This is a genomic window from Mesorhizobium sp. B2-1-1, from assembly GCF_006442975.2.
Classification (GTDB): Bacteria; Pseudomonadota; Alphaproteobacteria; order Rhizobiales; family Rhizobiaceae; genus Mesorhizobium.
This window is the reverse complement of the sequence record NZ_CP083954.1, coordinates 392,012-409,377: the sequence shown is the minus strand read 5'-3', so window position 1 is coordinate 409,377 and position 17,366 is coordinate 392,012. Positions and strand designations below refer to the sequence as shown.

General features: G+C 63.3%; 18 protein-coding genes and 1 pseudogene. 8 read left to right on the top strand and 11 right to left on the bottom strand.

From position 1 onward, the window contains the following. Nucleotides 1-82: 82 nt before the first annotated feature. From FJ972_RS01885 to FJ972_RS01865, 5 genes are all read right to left on the bottom strand, one after another. The gene (locus FJ972_RS01885) at nucleotides 83-1,408 is read right to left on the bottom strand and encodes a bifunctional folylpolyglutamate synthase/dihydrofolate synthase (RefSeq protein WP_140524090.1); all 1,326 of its coding nucleotides are present in this window, start codon (nucleotides 1,406-1,408) and stop codon (nucleotides 83-85) included. A 62-nt stretch (nucleotides 1,409-1,470) separates the two neighbouring features. Beyond that, complete coding sequence (gene accD / locus FJ972_RS01880) at nucleotides 1,471-2,397, bottom strand: acetyl-CoA carboxylase, carboxyltransferase subunit beta (protein WP_140491161.1); 927 nt, start codon at nucleotides 2,395-2,397, stop codon at nucleotides 1,471-1,473. A gap of 181 nt (nucleotides 2,398-2,578) precedes the next feature. Further along, nucleotides 2,579-3,418, bottom strand: a complete 840-nt coding sequence (gene trpA, locus FJ972_RS01875) for a tryptophan synthase subunit alpha (RefSeq protein ID WP_140524088.1) — start codon at nucleotides 3,416-3,418, stop codon at nucleotides 2,579-2,581. Between the two features lie 2 nt (nucleotides 3,419-3,420). After that, nucleotides 3,421-4,671, bottom strand: coding sequence for a tryptophan synthase subunit beta (gene trpB / locus FJ972_RS01870; RefSeq protein ID WP_140524086.1), 1,251 nt, complete (start codon nucleotides 4,669-4,671; stop codon nucleotides 3,421-3,423). Nucleotides 4,672-4,758: 87 nt separating this feature from the next. Beyond that, the gene (locus FJ972_RS01865; RefSeq protein ID WP_140524085.1) at nucleotides 4,759-5,418 is read right to left on the bottom strand and encodes a phosphoribosylanthranilate isomerase; all 660 of its coding nucleotides are present in this window, start codon (nucleotides 5,416-5,418) and stop codon (nucleotides 4,759-4,761) included. Nucleotides 5,419-5,529: 111 nt separating this feature from the next. Here FJ972_RS01865 and FJ972_RS01860 point away from each other — a divergent pair, with 111 nt between their 5' ends. Continuing rightward, nucleotides 5,530-5,748: a hypothetical protein gene (locus FJ972_RS01860; RefSeq protein WP_140524083.1), complete on the top strand. Its 219-nt coding sequence runs from the start codon at nucleotides 5,530-5,532 to the stop codon at nucleotides 5,746-5,748. Between the two features lie 104 nt (nucleotides 5,749-5,852). On the opposite strand, the gene FJ972_RS01855 is transcribed toward FJ972_RS01860, so the two are convergent. From FJ972_RS01855 to FJ972_RS01840, 4 genes are all read right to left on the bottom strand, one after another. Further along, nucleotides 5,853-6,611, bottom strand: a complete 759-nt coding sequence (locus FJ972_RS01855) for a M48 family metallopeptidase (RefSeq protein ID WP_140524081.1) — start codon at nucleotides 6,609-6,611, stop codon at nucleotides 5,853-5,855. A gap of 100 nt (nucleotides 6,612-6,711) precedes the next feature. Next, a complete protein-coding gene (locus tag FJ972_RS01850; protein WP_140524080.1) occupies nucleotides 6,712-7,194 on the bottom strand; it encodes a DUF2852 domain-containing protein in 483 nt (160 codons plus the stop codon). A gap of 117 nt (nucleotides 7,195-7,311) precedes the next feature. Next, nucleotides 7,312-8,454, bottom strand: a complete 1,143-nt coding sequence (locus tag FJ972_RS01845) for a benzoate/H(+) symporter BenE family transporter (RefSeq protein WP_140524078.1) — start codon at nucleotides 8,452-8,454, stop codon at nucleotides 7,312-7,314. 2 nt (nucleotides 8,455-8,456) lie between these two features. Further along, the gene (locus FJ972_RS01840; RefSeq protein ID WP_140524076.1) at nucleotides 8,457-9,221 is read right to left on the bottom strand and encodes an alpha/beta hydrolase; all 765 of its coding nucleotides are present in this window, start codon (nucleotides 9,219-9,221) and stop codon (nucleotides 8,457-8,459) included. Nucleotides 9,222-9,439: 218 nt separating this feature from the next. On the opposite strand from FJ972_RS01840, the gene infC reads away from it, so the two are divergent. Next, the gene (infC, locus tag FJ972_RS01835; protein ID WP_140491142.1) at nucleotides 9,440-9,976 is read left to right on the top strand and encodes a translation initiation factor IF-3; all 537 of its coding nucleotides are present in this window, start codon (nucleotides 9,440-9,442) and stop codon (nucleotides 9,974-9,976) included. A 140-nt stretch (nucleotides 9,977-10,116) separates the two neighbouring features. After that, nucleotides 10,117-10,743 carry a methyltransferase family protein gene (locus FJ972_RS01830; RefSeq protein ID WP_140524075.1) on the top strand — a complete coding sequence of 209 codons (627 nt, stop codon included), beginning with the start codon at nucleotides 10,117-10,119 and terminating at the stop codon, nucleotides 10,741-10,743. A 64-nt stretch (nucleotides 10,744-10,807) separates the two neighbouring features. Here FJ972_RS01830 and FJ972_RS01825 read toward each other — a convergent pair whose 3' ends face one another. Both FJ972_RS01825 and FJ972_RS30325 read right to left on the bottom strand, forming a co-directional pair. Continuing rightward, the gene (locus FJ972_RS01825; RefSeq protein WP_226880484.1) at nucleotides 10,808-11,563 is read right to left on the bottom strand and encodes a hypothetical protein; all 756 of its coding nucleotides are present in this window, start codon (nucleotides 11,561-11,563) and stop codon (nucleotides 10,808-10,810) included. A gap of 340 nt (nucleotides 11,564-11,903) precedes the next feature. After that, nucleotides 11,904-11,957: pseudogene (locus tag FJ972_RS30325) on the bottom strand (hypothetical protein); the annotation flags it as partial. A gap of 357 nt (nucleotides 11,958-12,314) precedes the next feature. Between FJ972_RS30325 and rpmI the strand changes: the two are divergent. The 5 genes from rpmI (at nucleotide 12,315) to FJ972_RS01795 (ending at nucleotide 17,354) form a co-directional block, all read left to right on the top strand. Next, entirely contained in the window at nucleotides 12,315-12,518 is a 204-nt protein-coding gene (gene rpmI / locus FJ972_RS01815; protein WP_006201248.1) for a 50S ribosomal protein L35, read from the top strand. Nucleotides 12,519-12,609: 91 nt separating this feature from the next. After that, nucleotides 12,610-13,011, top strand: a complete 402-nt coding sequence (rplT, locus tag FJ972_RS01810) for a 50S ribosomal protein L20 (protein WP_006201247.1) — start codon at nucleotides 12,610-12,612, stop codon at nucleotides 13,009-13,011. Nucleotides 13,012-13,153: 142 nt separating this feature from the next. Then, on the top strand, nucleotides 13,154-14,251 hold the full coding sequence (gene pheS / locus FJ972_RS01805) for a phenylalanine--tRNA ligase subunit alpha (protein ID WP_140491135.1): 1,098 nt from the start codon (nucleotides 13,154-13,156) through the stop codon (nucleotides 14,249-14,251). 43 nt (nucleotides 14,252-14,294) lie between these two features. Further along, a complete protein-coding gene (gene pheT / locus FJ972_RS01800) occupies nucleotides 14,295-16,703 on the top strand; it encodes a phenylalanine--tRNA ligase subunit beta (RefSeq protein ID WP_140517764.1) in 2,409 nt (802 codons plus the stop codon). A 48-nt stretch (nucleotides 16,704-16,751) separates the two neighbouring features. Next, on the top strand, nucleotides 16,752-17,354 hold the full coding sequence (locus tag FJ972_RS01795) for a nucleotidyltransferase family protein (protein ID WP_140525804.1): 603 nt from the start codon (nucleotides 16,752-16,754) through the stop codon (nucleotides 17,352-17,354). Nucleotides 17,355-17,366: the final 12 nt, after the last annotated feature.

The window sequence follows — 17,366 nt, the reverse complement described above, 5'->3', positions numbered from 1 at the left end:
TTGGTATGTTGTGCCATGACGTTTTCCCAAGCCGAGATCGTTTCCCGGGGGCGGGTAGGATAGATTTCCGATTATCGCTATGTCACGTCGGCGGCGTGCCGTTCTCCGCCAACACCGCTCCAGCCAGATAGAGCGAACCGCCGATCAGGATGCGCGGCGGCGGGCCGTCCCAGGTGTCGCGCAGCAACATCAGCGCGCTGGCGACGGAACTCACCGGCTCGGCCGTCAGCCCGGCCTCGGTGGCACGGGCCGCCAGTTCGTCGTTCGGCACGCTGGCGTCGCTCAGGCTCACCGGCACCGTATAGACGTGCCGGGCGAGGCCATTGAAGGCGCGGAAATAGCCGCTCTGGTCCTTGGTGTTGATCATGCCGGAGATGAGAAAAAGCGGCCTGGGGTTCTTCTCTTCCTGCTCGGCCAGCGCCTCGGCGACGACCACGCCGGCGCCCGGATTGTGGCCGCCGTCGAGCCAGATGTCGGCGCCCTTGGGCGCCAGTTCCGTCAGCCTGCCTTGCGACAGCTTCTGCATCCGCCCCGGCCAGGCGACAGTGGTCATCGCCTTCTCGGCGGCACGGTGGCTGATCTCGAAGCCGGCTGCCTTGACGGCGGCGATCGCGGCGGCCGCGTTGGCGAACTGGTGGCGCCCGGGCAGCCGCGGCGGCGACAGATCCATCAAGCCATCATCGTCCTGATAGACCATGCGGCCGTTCTCCTCGAAGGCGAGGAAATCCTGTCCATAGACCAGGGTCGGGCAGCCGAGCCGCTCGGCGGTTTCGATCAGCACCTGCTGCGCCGCCTCGGTTTCCTGCGCGCCGATGACCACCGGGCAACCGCGCTTGATGATGCCGGCCTTCTCGGCGGCGATCAGTTCGACGCGGTCGCCGAGATAGGCTTCGTGGTCCATCGACACCGGCATGATCACCGAGACGGCCGGCCTGGCGATGACATTGGTGGCGTCGAAGCGGCCGCCGAGACCGACCTCGATGATGGCGGCATCGGCCGGATGCTCCGAAAACAGGATGAAGGTGACGGCGGTGAGGATCTCGAAAACGGTGATCTTCTCGCCGCCATTGGCCTTGGCGACGCGGGCGATGGCCTCGGCGAAGATATCGTCCTCGACCAGCCTGCCGCCGCCATCAGCCGCCAGCCGGTAGCGCTCGTGCCAGCTGACCAGATGCGGCGAGGTGTGCACGTGCACGAGTCGGCCGGATGCTTCCAGAAGCGCTCGCGAGAAGGCGGCGCAAGAGCCCTTGCCGTTGGTACCGGCGATGTGGATCACCGGCGGCAGCAAGTCCTGAGGATTGCCCAGCCGCTCCAGCAGTCGTGAAATGCGGTCGAGCGAAAGGTCGAAGCCTTTCGGGTGAAGCGCCATCAGCGCTTCGATTTCACGGTCGGCGGCAAGCGTGGTCATGTAGGAGTCCTAAGCGCGCGATGGATCGCGCGCAATCGCGGTTCGCGGCAAAGAGTGTCGCGTCAGGCCTGCGGCCGTGCTTCCGTCGCGACCACCGCCGGCGGCAGGATTTCCGGCTCCAGGGGCTTGTGCTCTTCCGGCATCTTGAGCAGCATCTTCAAGAGCCGCGCGATGGTCCGGCGCATCTCCAGTCGCGACACCACCATGTCGACCATGCCGTGCTCCATCAGATATTCGGAGCGCTGGAAGCCGTCCGGCAGTTTTTCCCGGATGGTCTGCTCGATGACACGCGGTCCGGCGAAGCCGATCAGTGCGCCGGGCTCGGCTATATGCACGTCGCCCAGCATGGCGTAGGAGGCAGTGACGCCGCCGGTCGTCGGATTGGTCAGCACGACGATGTAGGGAAGGCCGGCTTCCTTCAGCCGGTCGACGCCAACCGTGGTGCGCGGCAATTGCATCAGCGACAGGATGCCTTCCTGCATGCGCGCGCCGCCGGAAGCGGCAAACAGGATCAGCGGCCGCTTGCGCTGCACGGCCACCTCGAAGGCATGAACGATGGCGTCGCCCGCGGCCATGCCGAGCGAACCGCCCATGAAGGCAAAATCCTGCACCGTCACCACCACCGGCAGGCCTTCTACGGTGCCCAGCGCGTTGACGATGGCATCTTCCAGGCCGGTCTTGGCCTTGGCGTCCTTCAACCGGTCGGTGTAGCGCTTCTCGTCGCGGAATTTCAGCGGGTCCAGCATGACCTTGGGATTTTCGAGCTGTTCGTATTTGCCGTCGTCGAGGAAGTATTTCAGCCGCTCCTTGGCCGAGATCTTCATGTGATGGCCCGAAGACGGGATGACGAACTGGTTGGATTCCAGATCCTTGTGGAACACCATCTCCCCGGTCTCGGGATCCTTGATCCACAGGTTCTCGGGCATGTCGGTGCGCCGGCCGAGCATCGAATTGATCTTCGGGCGAACGTAGTTGGTGATCCAGTTCATCGCTTCGGCTCCTGTCCTGACGAAGAGTTAGAGCAATTCCAGGAAAAGTGTGAACCGGTTTTCCGACCGGAATTGCGATAAAGCAAAAAGATAGAGCGGTTCGGCGTTTCCGTGAAACGGCAAACCGATCCAGCGCATGCCGCCCGGGATGGCGACGTGCACAAGACCTGAGGTAGGAAAACTATTCGGCGGCAGCAAGGCGGGCCGACCGCACGCCCTGCGCGAGGCCGCTGACCAGCGTGGCGACGGCCTCGGCCGGGTCGGCGGTCTTTTCGCCCTTCGGCCCCAGCACATTCGCGACCGCATTGACGATTGCGGTGCCGACGACGACGCCGTCGGCATTGGCGCCGATGACGCGCGCCTGTTCGGCGGTCTTGACGCCGAAGCCGACGCAGACCGGCAGATCGGTATGGCCCTTGATGCGCTTGACCGCCGCAGCCACCTTGCCGGTGTCGGCCAGCGCGGAACCGGTGATGCCGGTCATCGACACGTAATAGACGAAGCCGGACGTGTTCTGCAGCACCTTGGGCAGGCGCTTGTCGTCGGTGGTCGGCGTCGCCAGCCGGATGAAGTTGATGCCGGCTTTCAGCGCCGGGATGCACAGCTCCTCGTCCATCTCAGGCGGCAGGTCGACGACGATCAGCCCGTCGATGCCGCTGGCCAATGCGTCCTTGAGAAAGCGATCGACGCCGTAGATGTAGATCGGGTTGTAGTAGCCCATCAGAACGATCGGCGTCTCATTGTCGCCGGTGCGGAAGTCAGCCGCCATCTTGAGCGTCTTGACCAGCGTCTGGCCGCCTTTCAGCGCCCGCAAGCCCGCGGCCTGGATCGCCGGGCCATCGGCCATCGGATCGGAGAACGGCATGCCGAGTTCGATGATGTCCGCGCCGGCCGTTGGCAGCGCCTTCATGATCGACAGCGAGGTCTGATAGTCCGGGTCGCCGCCCATGAAATAGGTGACGAGCGCCGAGCGGCCTTCGTTCTTGAGCTTTGCCATGCGGCGATCGATGCGGGTCACCATGATCAGATCTCCATGCCCAGCATCGAAGCCACCGTATGCACGTCCTTGTCGCCGCGGCCGGACAGGTTGACGATGACGATCTGGTCCGTGTCCATGGCGGGCACGATCTTCACCGCATGTGCGATGGCGTGCGCCGATTCGAGCGCCGGGATGATGCCTTCGACGCGTGTGGTCAGCTTGAAGGCCTCCAGCGCCTCATCGTCGAGGATCGGCACATATTCGACGCGGCCAGAGTCGCGCAGCCAGGAATGCTCCGGGCCGACGCCGGGGTAATCGAGGCCGGCCGAGATCGAATGGCCGTCCATGATCTGGCCGTCGGCATTTTGCAGGAGATAGGTGCGGTTGCCATGCAGCACGCCCGGCGCGCCGGCGTTCATCGAGGCGCAGTGCTCGATGCCGTCGAGGCCACGCCCGCCGGCCTCGATGCCGATGATGCGGACATCCTTGTCGTCGAGGAACGGATGGAACAGGCCGATGGCGTTGGAGCCGCCGCCGACGGCGGCGATGATGGTGTCGGGCAACCGGCCTTCCTGCTCGAGGATCTGCGCGCGCGCCTCCGAACCGATCACCGACTGGAAGTCGCGCACCAGCTCCGGATAGGGGTGCGGGCCGGCGGCGGTGCCGATCAGGTAATAAGTGTCCTCGACATTGGTCACCCAGTCGCGCAGCGCCTCGTTCATGGCGTCCTTCAGCGTGCCGTGGCCAGCGGTCACCGGCCGCACTTCGGCGCCAAGCAGCTTCATGCGAAAGACATTGGGGCTTTGGCGGGCAACGTCCGTGGCACCCATGTAGACGACGCAGGGAAAGCCGAAACGGGCAGCGACCGTGGCCGACGCCACGCCGTGCTGGCCGGCCCCGGTCTCGGCGATGATGCGCGTCTTGCCCATGCGCTTGGCCAGCAGGATCTGGCCGAGGCAATTGTTGATCTTGTGCGAACCGGTATGGTTCAGGTCCTCGCGCTTGAAATAGACTTTTGCACCGCCCCCGAGGCCCTTCGCCGAGGAAACTTCACGAAGATATTTCGTCAGGCCATCGGCGAAATAGAGTTTCGACGGCCGCCCCGCATAGTGGGTCGAAAGGTCGGTGAGCTCGGCCCTGAAATCCGGATCGTCCTTGACCTCGTTCCAGTGCCGTTCGAGGTCGAGGATCAGCGGCATCAGCGTTTCGGCCACGAAACGACCGCCGAAAATGCCGAACATGCCCTGTTCGTCGGGTCCGGTGCGGAAGGAATTGAGTGTCGCCGGCTTGTTCATCGCCGATCTCCTGGCATCTCGATTTTCTTAAGCATGTCCTGTCGAAAACCGTTTTCCACTTTCGGGACATGCTCGGGTTTGAGCCGGTCAGGCGGCGCGGTCGTCTCGCGCTGCCTTGACGGCCCGGAAAAACTGCTCGATCAGCGCCGGATCCTTGATGCCCGGCGCGCTTTCCACGCCGGAGGAAATATCAATTCCGGGCGGGCTGGCAAGCCGAAGGGCATCGCCGATATTGGCGGCGTTGAGCCCACCGGAAAGCATGTAATCGAGCCCGGCGTCAAGGCCGGTCAGGATGCGCCAGTCGAACGCAACGCCATTGCCGCCCGGCAACTCGGAGCCCTTCGGCGGCTTGGCGTCGAACAGGAACCGGTCCGCGACCCCGACGAACGGTTTGATGCGCTCGAGATCGGCGGCTTCGCTGAGCGGCAGCGCCTTCATGACCGGCAGGTCATAGCGGGCTTTCAGTTCGGCCACCCGTTCGGGCGTTTCCGAGCCGTGCAGCTGCAGCATGTCCGGGCGCATGCTGTCGATGATGTCGTCCAGGAAGGTGTCGTTGGCGTCGACGGTAACGGCAACCGCCAAAGCCTTGCCGCGCGCGGCTTCGCGCAACCGCCCGGCTGCAGCCGGTTCGATGTAACGCGGGCTCTTGGCAAAGAAAATGAAGCCGACATGGCTGGCGCCGCCGACCAGCGCCGCGGCCATTGCCTGGTCGGTCTTCAAGCCGCAGATTTTGACGTCGAGTGCCATGGCGCGGGAATTGACATGAAATCGAGGCAGAGTCGAGAAAAAGCATGCTGTTTGCCGGCAGGGCCAAAGGCGCTACCTATCATGGGAAAGCATGCAAGGCGGGAGAACATCATGACTGACAGAACCGTTGCCGAACTCAGGCAGAAGATCGCGCAGGCGCGCGAGGTGATCGCGCATTTGATGGACAAGGCCGCCTTCAACGGCGCCGAGGCGCATCGGGCGCTCGGTTATTTCGACACCGACGCCTTCGATCGGAATTTTTTACCGTGGCCGCATCATAGCGAAGAGGGGCTGCGGCCTGAAGAGCTAAACGCCGCGAATGACGATTGAGTTCGTGCGGCCAGTAAGAACGTAAACGCTGGCGCGACAGGAGGTGTGAAGGATCACCACGCAACAGCTTATCCTCAGGCACCGTGCGACGCTTCGCGATTGCGCTACTCGAAAACGATCGCCTGCAGGGCGCCGCCATTGCGCTTCAGCCAGTCCTTGCAGCGGTCGGTGTCGGGACAGAGCTTTTCGCACAATTTCCAGAATTTCGGGCCGTGGTTCATCTCTTTCAGATGCGCTACTTCATGCGCGACGAGGTAGTTGATGACGGGTGGCGGCGCCATCATGATGCGCCAGGAAAAGGACAAATTGCCTTCGGAAGTGCACGAGCCCCAGCGGCTGGACGTGTCCTTGTAGCGGATCGCCTTGGCGCGCTTGCCAAGCGCCTCGGTGTGCCTGGCCACCAGCTTCTCGATCTCCTTCTTGGCCTCGCGCTTCAAAAAATCGGCGATGCGGCGCGGCAGGTGGATGCGCTCGCCATGCACGATCAGCAGCGGGCCGCGTTCGTCGCACGACACGGTGACGGTGCCGCGCCTTGACGGCTCATGCACGATGCGGTGCGGCACGCCGCGTATGGGGATCTTGATGCCGGGCCGTACCTGCGGCCGCGTTGGCACCTTGGCCAGCCGCTGCTCCAGCCAGTCCTGATGACGATCGAGGAACCGCTCCACCTCGCCGCGGCGCAGGCCCGGCGGCACGGTGATACGCAGGCCCTGGCCGCCGGAATCGATGCGCAGCGTCAGACGCCGCGCCCTGGCGCTCTCGATGATCTTGAGCGGCAGCGTGCGGCCGGCAACGCAGTATTCTCGCTCCACGACAGGCGTGGGCTTGGGCTTCGTCAGATTGCGGAAGAATCCGAGGGTCATGGCCGGACGATACGCGATTCGAGAAAAACGAATAGAACAAAAAAGAAACGGCGCCGCTCGCGCGACGCCGTTTTTTCACGATCGGGCCTGTCGCTCGGCCTCAGTCGTCAAGCAGGTTCGAGCCTTTGCCACGCTTGGTGGGGGTCGTGTCTGTGCTCGGGTCGCTCTTTGCCGGAGCGGTCGACTTGTTGCGGTTCGCCATGAAGCGATCGAACTCGTCCTGATCCTTGGCGCGACGCAATTCGCGGGCGTAGTCGTCGAACTCGGTCAACATATCGTCGAGCTTGCGGCGTTCCTCGGCCAGGCGTTCAAGCTCCTTTTCGCGCCAGTCGTCAAACGCGACGTTGCCGGTCCGGGCGGAGCCGTGGCCCCAGCGCGCGGCTTTGTCGGAACCGCGGCGGCAGCCGGCGAAGATGCCGTCGGTCGCGCGGTTGACGTCACGCTTGAAGCCCTCGAGCCGGTCGCCCCAGATGATGTAGGCGAGCATGGCAAAGCCGAGCGGCCAGAACACCATGAAGCCGATCACCATCAACGCGATGGTTGCCGGCGTCCAGGCCGGGCGGATCAATGCAGATGTGTTCATTTTCTCCCATTCCTTCGGTTGGAGACAGCCAGGACCGGCTGCGTGGAATCGAAATGGGAAGGCAAAAACGGCGATTCAAGACAATGTCGGCTAAAACCGGACAAGCTGCTGAAATGATTATCGCTTTTTGAGCATATCGAGGAAAAGCACGACCAGCCCGGCAATCAGTCCCCAGAATGCGGCGCCGACGCCGAACAAGGTCAGCCCGGAGGCGGTGACGACAAAAGTGACGGTGGCGGCCATGCGCTCGCTTTCGTCCTTGAGCGCGATCGCCAGCGCGTTGGCCAGCGAGGCCATCAGCGCAAGACCCGCAACCAGCACGATCAGGCTCTGCGGCAGGACGGCGAAGATCGCCACCAGAGAAGCGCCGAAAATCGCGAAGATCAGGTAGGCAAGGGCATAGAACGGCCCTGTCTTCCAGCGCTCGGTGGGGTCTGGATGAACGTCGGGCCCGGTGCAGATAGCCGCCGAAATTGCCGCCAGATTGGTGGTCGAGCCGCCGAACGGCGCCGAAAGCAGCGAAAACAGGCCGGTGATGCCGATCAGCGGACCGGGTTCCGGGTGGTAGCCGGCGGCGCGCAGCACGGCGAGGCCCGACAGGTTCTGCGAAGCCATGGTGACCAGGTAGAGCGGTACTGCCAGGCCGATTATCGCCTTGGCGGTGAACACAGGCGCGATCAGAGTGAGCGTCGACAGTTCAGGAGTGGGCAAACCGCCGATGCGGCCGGTGAGAAACGCGGCGAGACCGCCGCCGACCAGCACTGCCAGCACCGACAGCGCCGGATTGAACAGGCGGATGACGAAGAAGGCGGCGATCAACGGCAGGATCAGCCAGGGATCGGCGGGAACAGTTTTGACCGCATTAAGCGCGAAGGTGACGACAATGCCGGCCAGCATTCCTGAAGCGACCGAGGGCGGTATCCCCGAGATCAGTTTCGTCAGCGGCCGGAACAGCCCGGTGGCGACCAAAAGAATGCCGGTAACGATGAAGGCGGCGACGGCCTCGCCGATCGAAAAACCGCTCGACGCCGCCATCAGCGCCAGGCCCGGCGTCGACCAGGCGGTGATGACCGGCATTTTCGTTCGCCAGGATAGCCACAGGCTTTCGACCGCCATCGCCAGGCAGATGGTGGTCACCCAGCTCGCCGTCTGGATTTGCGTCGCGCCAACCGCGTGGGCGGCGGCAATGACAATGGCCAGCGTGCCGCCGAAACCGACGATGGCCGCGACAAAGGCTGAGATCGGGATGGAAAGGCGCATCGTCACTTGCTCCGCGCGGCCATGTCGCCGACCGCCCGCACCAGCATGTCGAGATCCTGCGGCCGCGATAGCCGGTGGTCGCCGTCGGGGATCAGCGACAGCGTGACATCGTCGGCCGGCAGCAGGCTGACCAGCCTCAGCGCATGGCTCGACGGCACGTCCCGATCGGCCAGGCCCTGCAAGACGTGTACGGGGCAGTGCGTGTCGAGCGGGCCTGTCATGACCAGGTTGTCGCGCCCATCCTCGATCAGCGCGCGCGTGTAGATGTAGGGCTCGGTGGAATAGTCCGACGGCTCCTCGAAGAAGCCTTTTTTGGCAAGGTCGCGCTTCTGCGCTTTGGTCAGCACCGGTTCGACCAGTTCTGCGGTAAAATCCGGCGCCGGCGCCAGAAGCACCAGACCGACGACGCTTGCGTCGCCTGCCTTGCGCAATTCCTGCACCATGCGCAGGGCGATCCAGGCGCCCATCGACGAGCCGACCAGGATCTGGCTGCCGCTGGTGAAATGCCGGAACACGGCCAGGCTTTGCGAAAGCCATTTCGAGATCGTGCCGTCGGCAAAGGCGCCGCCGGATTCGCCGTGTCCGGAATAGTCATGACGCAGGAAGGCGCGGCCGTCTTTTGCCGCCCAGTCCGAAAGCGTTTCAGCCTTCGTGCCCAGCATGTCCGACTTGTAGCCGCCGAGCCAGACGACGCCAGGCGTCGCGCCCGCAATATGGCGCACCGCGATGCTCGATCCGTCGACATCCAGAAAAACAGGGGCAGTCATGGCTTTTTCCTCGCGCCGTCTTTCGGCGCAGGGTCTTGTGACACAGCCAGTGGCGTGGCGAAAAGTGCTCGCCATCTTTCTTTGTTTGGTGCAGGCAGCGATCAGGTGATTTTCTGTCAATGCTGTGCTATTGACTCCGCCCGCGCGCTCCCCACATTGGCGCGTCCACATATCAAGACCTGCAAATCCAGAACGAAACGGCCAAGGAGACCACGACCATTCGCAGACCTTTCAAAGCAGCGGCGCCGACCAAGGATGGGCCGCGCTCCAATCGTGACATCCGGGTTCCCCGGGTCCAGCTTATCGACGCCGAAGGCCAGAACCGTGGCGATGTTTCCATCAACGACGCATTGCTGCTCGCCGAAGAGGCAGGGCTCGATCTCGTCGAGATATCGCCCAACGCGCAGCCGCCCGTCGTAAAAATCCTCGATCTCGGCAAGTTGAAATACGCCAACCAGAAGAAGGCGGCCGAGGCGCGCAAGAACCAGAAGGTCATCGAGATCAAGGAGATCAAGATGCGCCCGAACATCGACAGCCACGACTACGAGACCAAGATGAAGGCGGTGCGCCGCTTCTTCGAGGAAGGCGACAAGGTCAAGCTGACATTGCGCTTCCGTGGCCGCGAGATGGCGCATATGGAGCTCGGCATGCAGCTTCTGAACAAGGTGCGTGAGGAAGTGGCTACCATCGCCAAGGTGGAAGCGGAGCCGAAGCTGGAAGGCCGCCAGATGATGATGGTGCTGGCGCCGCGCTAGATCACGATAAGGTTAGCGCGACCGACGCGCTCCAATTCCGCCTGAATTGTGCTACAGGGCGTCCCGGCGATCGGCGGGACGCCCATTTCTCGGCCATAGCTGCGGTCGCCGGCTAAGCTCTCGACGATCGGATTCCTCCCTTGGACAAAAAACTCAAATACGGGCTGGGTAGCTACCAGCGCACGCGCAGGCTGGTGCTTGCCGTGCTCGTGGTGGTGCTGTTCGCAGCCCTGCTGTTCGGGCAATCGAGCTTTCCGCCTGATACGGCGATGCATGAAACGATCGAGATGTTCGGCGTGCTGCTGATTTTCCTAGGTATCTGCGGCCGCCTTTGGTCGACGCTCTACATAGGTGGGCGCAAATCTTCCGAAGTTGTGACGGGCGGGCCTTATTCGATCACCCGCAACCCGCTCTATGTGTTCTCGACTGTGGCCGCGGCCGGCGTCGGCGCGCAGATCGGCTCGTTCTCCGGCATCATTCTGTTCGCTGTCCTGTGTGCGGGCGCCTTCCATATCGTCATCCTGCGCGAGGAGAAATTCCTTAAGGAAGCGCTCGGCGAGCCCTATCAGGCCTATCTGGCAAGAGTGCCGCGCTTCTTTCCGAAGCTTTCCCTTTACCAGGAAGGCGACACCGGCAGCTTCAAGCCGCGCCTGCTGTTGACAACGCTTCTCGACGGCCTGGTGTTCCTCATCGCGCTGCCGGCCTTCGAACTGATCGACGGCGCCCAGCAGTCGGGTATGTTGCCGGTGTTGTTTACGCTCCCCTGATGAAGGGCCGGGCGCCGCATCCGGGCGTTCGGGGAAACGCGCGGCGCGGTGGGTGTGTCGGTAGCTAATCAAGTTGTCCGGTTTGGTAGCACATGATCTGTCCGCTTCTGTTTTGGCGTCGAAGCGGTTCACGCGGCTTGCCTGATGGGGCAAGTGTCTTCGATTGCGGCGCCGTCAGAGCTGTAGCGAGCGATGCGGCGCGGCCCGTGAAAGATCGCCAGGGTTCCATCCGGGTAGTGCCTGACCTTGACGGTGGCTTTGACGAAGTGATGCCGGATCGGGCTCTGCGGCAGCTGCAATCGCAGCCGCGCGAAGGCGACCGTGTGTTGTCGCGGGCAACGACGCGCTCCTCCTCGATGCACAGGATCTGGGCCAGTTGTTGCGGGTCTGCGGCGACAAAGGCGCTGTCCTCGACCGCGGCCGGCCTGGCGAAGCGGGCATTGTGAGCTGGTAGGTAGGTCTGTGCGATGAACCGGTTGGCGGCCTCGATGTCGGCAATTCCGGCCAGCGCCAGCTCCCTCGGCAGCCGATCCTGCAAGGTGGAGAACATCCGCTCCGAGCGGCCTCGCGCTTCAGGGGAATAGGCTGGAATATGTTCGATACCCAGCCGCTCGAGCGCCCGGCCGACCTGGGTCAGCCGGCTTTTGTCGACCGCCTCGCCGGCCTTCAGCGTCACGAAATAGTGGCTGCCGCGATCGCTGTAGAGGCTCGATGGCAATCCCTTGGCGACGAATGTCTCCAGAAGGCCCTGAAAGCTCGACGCCGTGCCTTCCTCCTCGATCAGGAAGGCCGAATAGATCGTGCTCGTCGCATCGTCCATCGTCCATCGTCACGATCAGGTCCAGCATCGGCTCACCCGCCAGCCATCGATGACGGCTGCCATCCTGATGCAGCATCATCCCCTCGCAAGGCTTCCTCTCCCGCTTGCGCCGGTGAGCACCGCGCCGCTTGGCCCGTTCCACAAGGCCCGCCGCGTGGAGCTGCGTCTTGATGAAGGTGTAGCCCCAGCTGAAATGGTGATCGCGCAGCAGGTGCTCGTGGAAATGCTTCACATTCCAGCCGAGGTAGCGATGACGGTAAAGCTCCAGCATCTCCTCAATCGCTTCCGCCGGCACCCGACGCGTCGAAAGCTTGCCCAAGCGCCGATCCAGCAACCCTGCGTCCCCAGCCTCTTCGTACCGGTCGCGGTAGCGTCGGAATTGCCGCTCCGACATGCCAAGCAACTCCCCTGCCTCCATCATCGAAAGATCGCCACCATTCCAGCGGCTCAATACGTCCCGAAACTTTTGCATTCTCCGGTCCTGTAGCCATGCTGTCCGCTTCATCCCCAGCCTCCATCCGCTGGCGATAAAACCGGACAACTCACGTGCTACCTAATCCGGACAACTCATGTGCTTACGACAGCGCGGCGCGGTGGGTGTTGCACAGTCGCCTGCTTTGACGTATAGGACCGCCGTTCCAAGAAAACCGCCCGGCAGGGCATGCCGTGGCGGTTTCATTTGCTTTTCGGGCTTTGGTCGGCCCGAAGCGAACAAGAAGCGCGATGGTGCGCCACAATACGGAGTAGCAAAATGCCCAAGATGAAGACCAAATCGGCCGCCAAGAAGCGGTTCAAGATCACCGGTACGGGTAAAGTCCTGTCGGCTGCGGCCGGCAAGCGTCACGGCATGATCAAGCGTTCCAACAAGTTCATTCGAAATGCCCGCGGCACGATGGTTCTGGCTGAACCGGACGGCAAGAAGGTCATCAAGAATTTTCTGCCGAACGGCCTCTGAGCATTCGGCCGAACACGAATTTGTTTTACGCAATTCCGAACGGAAAACCGCAAGGCACTTTTCCTGGAATTGCTTTTAAGGAGATCATGACATGGCACGCGTAAAAAGAGGCGTCACCTCGCACGCCAAGCACAAGAAGGTCCTGAAAGCCGCGAAAGGCTTCTACGGCCGCCGCAAGAACACCATCCGCATCGCCAAGCAGGCGGTGGAAAAGTCGCTGCAATACGCCTATCGCGACCGCAAGAACCGCAAGCGCTCGTTCCGCGCGCTGTGGATCCAGCGCATCAACGCCGCGACGCACGAGCACGGCCTGACCTATGGCCGTTTCATCGACGGCCTCAACAAGGCTGGCATTGAGATCGATCGCAAGATCCTGTCGGATATGGCCATCCACGAGCCGCAGGCTTTCGCCGCGCTCGTGGCCAAGGCCAAGGTTGCTCTTGAGTACCTCAAGAACACCACCCCGAATGCTTTTGAAAGCGCTGTCGCCTAAGACCAGCGCTTCCCAAGCATTCGAAATTCTGATTTGGGGAACCCGCGCTGGCACGGCTGGCGCGGGTTTTTCTTATGCCTGATGTAACCAAATTGGTGACACGCCCGGTGATGGTGGGTTGCCCGATCGAGAGAGTTTCGCCGTGAACGCCACCGCTGGAAATCTTGAAAGCCTGGAAGCTTCGCTGCTCGCCGACATAGCGTCGGCTGCTGACGAGGCCGCGATAGAAGCCGTGCGCGTGGCAGCCCTTGGCAAGAAGGGGTCGATCTCGGAAATGCTGAAGACGCTCGGCTCGATGAGCGCTGAGGAGCGCCAGGTCAAAGGCCCCGCCATCAACGGCCTCAAGAACCGCGTCACCGATGCGCTCACCGCGCGCAAGGCGGAACTCAGGGATGTTGCCATCACTGCCCGCCTCGCCGCGGAGAAGGTCGACGTGACGCTGCCGGTGCGGCAGTCGCCGGCCGAGCGCGGCCGCATTCATCCGATCAGCCAGGTCATCGACGAGATCGCGGCGATCTTCGGCGATCTCGGCTTCGCCATCGCCGAAGGGCCCGACATCGAGACCGACTATTACAATTTCACCGCGCTGAATTTCCCGGAAGGCCATCCGGCGCGCGAGATGCATGACACCTTCTTCTTCCAGCCGGACGAGAAGGGCGAGCGCAAGCTTCTGCGCACCCACACCTCGCCGGTGCAGATCCGCACCATGGAGAAGCAGAAGCCGCCGATCCGCATCGTCATTCCGGGCAAGACCTACCGGCAGGATTCCGACGCCACCCACTCGCCGATGTTCCATCAGGTCGAAGGGCTGGTGATCGACAAATCGGCCAACGTCGCCAACATGAAGTGGGTGCTGGAAGAGTTCTGCAAGGCCTTCTTCGAGGTGCCGTCGGTCAAGATGCGCTTCCGGCCGTCCTTCTTCCCGTTCACCGAGCCAAGCCTCGAGGTCGATATCCAGTGCGACCGCTCGCGGCCAGGCGAGGTGCGCTTCGGCGAAGGCTCCGACTGGATGGAGATCCTTGGCTGCGGCATGGTGCACCCCAACGTTCTGCGCGCTGGCGGGCTCGATCCCGATGAATATCAGGGCTTTGCCTGGGGCATGGGCATCGACCGCATCGCCATGCTGAAATACGGCATGCCGGATCTGCGCGCCTTCTTCGATGCCGATGTGCGCTGGCTGTCGCATTACGGCTTCCGGCCGCTCGACATGCCGACTTTGTTCGGGGGCCTGAGCGCGTGACGGTCAAGACGATTCCTGCTGCGATACATTACGGAACAGCATCATGAAATTCACCCTCTCCTGGCTCAAGGACCATCTCGAGACCGACGCCTCGCTCGGCGAGATCGTCGAGCGGCTGACCTCGATCGGCCTCGAGGTCGAGCATGTCGACGACAAGGCGAGCCTGAAGCCCTTCGTCATCGCCAGGGTGCTGACGGCGGTGCAGCATCCCGACGCCGACCGGCTGCGGGTGCTGACCGTCGACACCGGCGACGGCAAGCCGCCCGTGCAGGTCGTCTGTGGCGCACCCAATGCGCGGGCGGGCATGATCGGCGCCTTCGCCGCGCCCGGCACTTATGTGCCCGGCATCGATGTGACGCTGACGGTTGGCAAGATCAGGGGCGTCGAAAGCCACGGCATGATGTGTTCCGAGCGCGAGCTGGAACTTTCCGACGAGCACAACGGCATCATCGACCTGCCCGAAGATGCGCCGGTCGGCACCAGCTTCGCCGCTTACGCGCATCTCGACGATCCGGTCATCGAGATCAATCTGACGCCAAACCGGCCTGATGCCACCAGCGTTTACGGCATCGCCCGGGATCTCGCGGCGAGCGGTCTCGGCCGCCTCGTCGGCGGCGCGATCATGCCGCATGTCGGCAATGGAATGTGCCCCGTCAAGGTGACGATCGAAGCGCCGGAACTCTGCCCCGGCTTCGCGCTCAATCTGGTCAGCGGCGTCAAGAACGGCCCGTCCCCGAAATGGCTCCAGCAGCGGCTGATCGCCATTGGGCTGAGGCCCATCAGCGCGCTGGTCGATATCACCAACTACGTCACCTTCGATCGTGGCAGGCCGCTGCATGTCTTCGATGCCGGCAAGGTCGCCGGCAATCTTGTCGTGCGTCGCGCCAGGGATGGCGAAAAGGTACTGGCGCTCGACGGCCGCGAATACACGTTGACGCCGGAGATGTGCGTCATCGCCGATGACAACGGGGTGGAATCGATCGCCGGCATCATGGGCGGCGAGCGTTCCGGCTGCGACGAGAACACGACCGACGTGCTGATCGAATCCGCACTCTGGGACCCGATCACCACGGCCCGCACCGGGCGCGCGCTCGGCATCATCACCGATGCCCGCTATCGTTTCGAGCGCGGGGTCGACCCCGAATTCATGGTGCCGGGCGTTGAGCTTGCGACCCGGCTGGTGCTTGATTTCTGCGGCGGCACGCCGACGGAAATCGAGGTGGCCGGCTATGCCGGCCATCAGCCCAAGATCGTCTCCTTCCCACTGTCGGAAGTGAAGCGGCTGACCGGCATAGAAGTGCCGACGGCGGAAAGCCTCGATATTCTCACGCGCCTCGGCTTCAAGCCTGAGGGTTCGGGCGATGTCGTCGAAATCGCCGTGCCGTCCTGGCGTCCCGATGTCGACGGCAAGGCCGACCTGGTCGAGGAGGTGATGCGCATCCACGGCGTCGACAACATCGCTTCGCAGCCGCTCGGCGCGCATGACGCGGTCAACGGCAAGATCCTGACGACGCTGCAGATCCGCACCCGCGCGGCCAAGCGGGCGCTGGCCGTGCGCGGCATGATGGAGGCAGTCACCTGGTCGTTCATCCCCGCCAGGCACGCCGAACTATTCGGCGGCGGGCAGGCTTCGCTCAAGCTCGCCAACCCGATCGCCGCCGACATGTCCGACATGCGGCCCTCGCTGCTGCCCGGCCTGATCGCAGCCGCCCAGCGCAATGCCGACAAGGGCATTGGCGACGTGGCGTTGTTCGAGGTCTCCGGCACCTATGAGGGCGACGGCGCCGACCAGCAACGGCGCGTTGCCGCCGGCGTGCGGCGCGGCACCGCCAAGCTCGACGGTTCCGGCCGCAACTGGGCTGGCAATTCCGGTCCGGTCGGCGTGTTCGACGCCAAGGCTGATGCCATCGCCGCACTCGAAGCCTGCGGCGCGCCGGTCGAGCGGCTGCAGATCGAGGCCGGCGGCCCGTCCTGGTACCATCCTGGTCGTTCCGGAACGATCAAGCTCGGACCGAAGACGGTGCTCGGCACGTTCGGTGAATTTCATCCAAAAACGCTGGAAGGGCTCGACGTCTCCGGCCCGCTCTGCGGCTTCGAAGTGTATGTCGATGCCGTGCCCGAGCCCAAGGCAAAGCCGACGAAAACCAAGCCCAGGCTGGATCTCTCCGCCTTCCAGGCGGTGAAGCGCGACTTCGCCTTCGTCGTCGACAAGGCGGTCGAGGCCGGCACGCTGGTACGCGCGGCGCTCGCCGCGGACAAGAAGCTGGTCACCGGCGTCTCGGTCTTTGATGTTTTCGAAGGTGCGGCGCTCGGCGAGGGCAAGAAGTCCATCGCCATCGAAGTGTCGATCCAGCCGGTCGAGAAGACGCTGACCGACGAGGATTTCGAGGCGTTGGCCAGGCGCGTCGTCGAGAATGTCGGCAAGCAGACTGGAGGCGTGCTCAGGGCATAGCCTCTTTCCGGGATTGCGGGAGCACGGCGAATCGCCCTCCAAAGGGCGATGGACCATTTGCACTATTCCGGGCTCCCGTTCGAAGCACAACGCGCTGCGTTTCTCGACATCCTGCTGTCGGATGCGCTCGTGCGCCAAGCGCTGGTATGTGCCCGCACGCTCGATCTTCCGGACTGGCTGGCGGTCTCCGGCGTGCTCTATAACTCGGTCTGGAACCATCTGACGGGGAAGCCGTCGGGTTATGGCATCAAGGATGTCGACCTGTTCTATTTCGACGATAGCGACCTGTCCTACGAGGCCGAGGACGCCGTCATCCGCCGGGCGGCGAAGCATTTCCAGGGGCTGCCCCTGCCGATCGAGGTGCGCAACCAAGCGCGGGTGCATTTGTGGTACCCGCAGAAGTTCGGGCGGCCCTGTCCGCGCTACACGAGTTCGAGCGAGTCGGTCCGGTTTTTTGCGTCGAAGACACATGCGGTCGGGGTGCGATACGACGCGGATTGTCAACTGGAACTGCTGGCGCCGTTCGGTCTCGACGACGTCTTCTCGTTCCGCATCACGCCGAACCGGGCGATGGACAATCAGCGGACGCATGAGGCGAAGGGCCAGCGGGCGCGGGATTACTGGCCGGAGATTACGGTCGTGCCATGGTAGGAAATGTCTGCA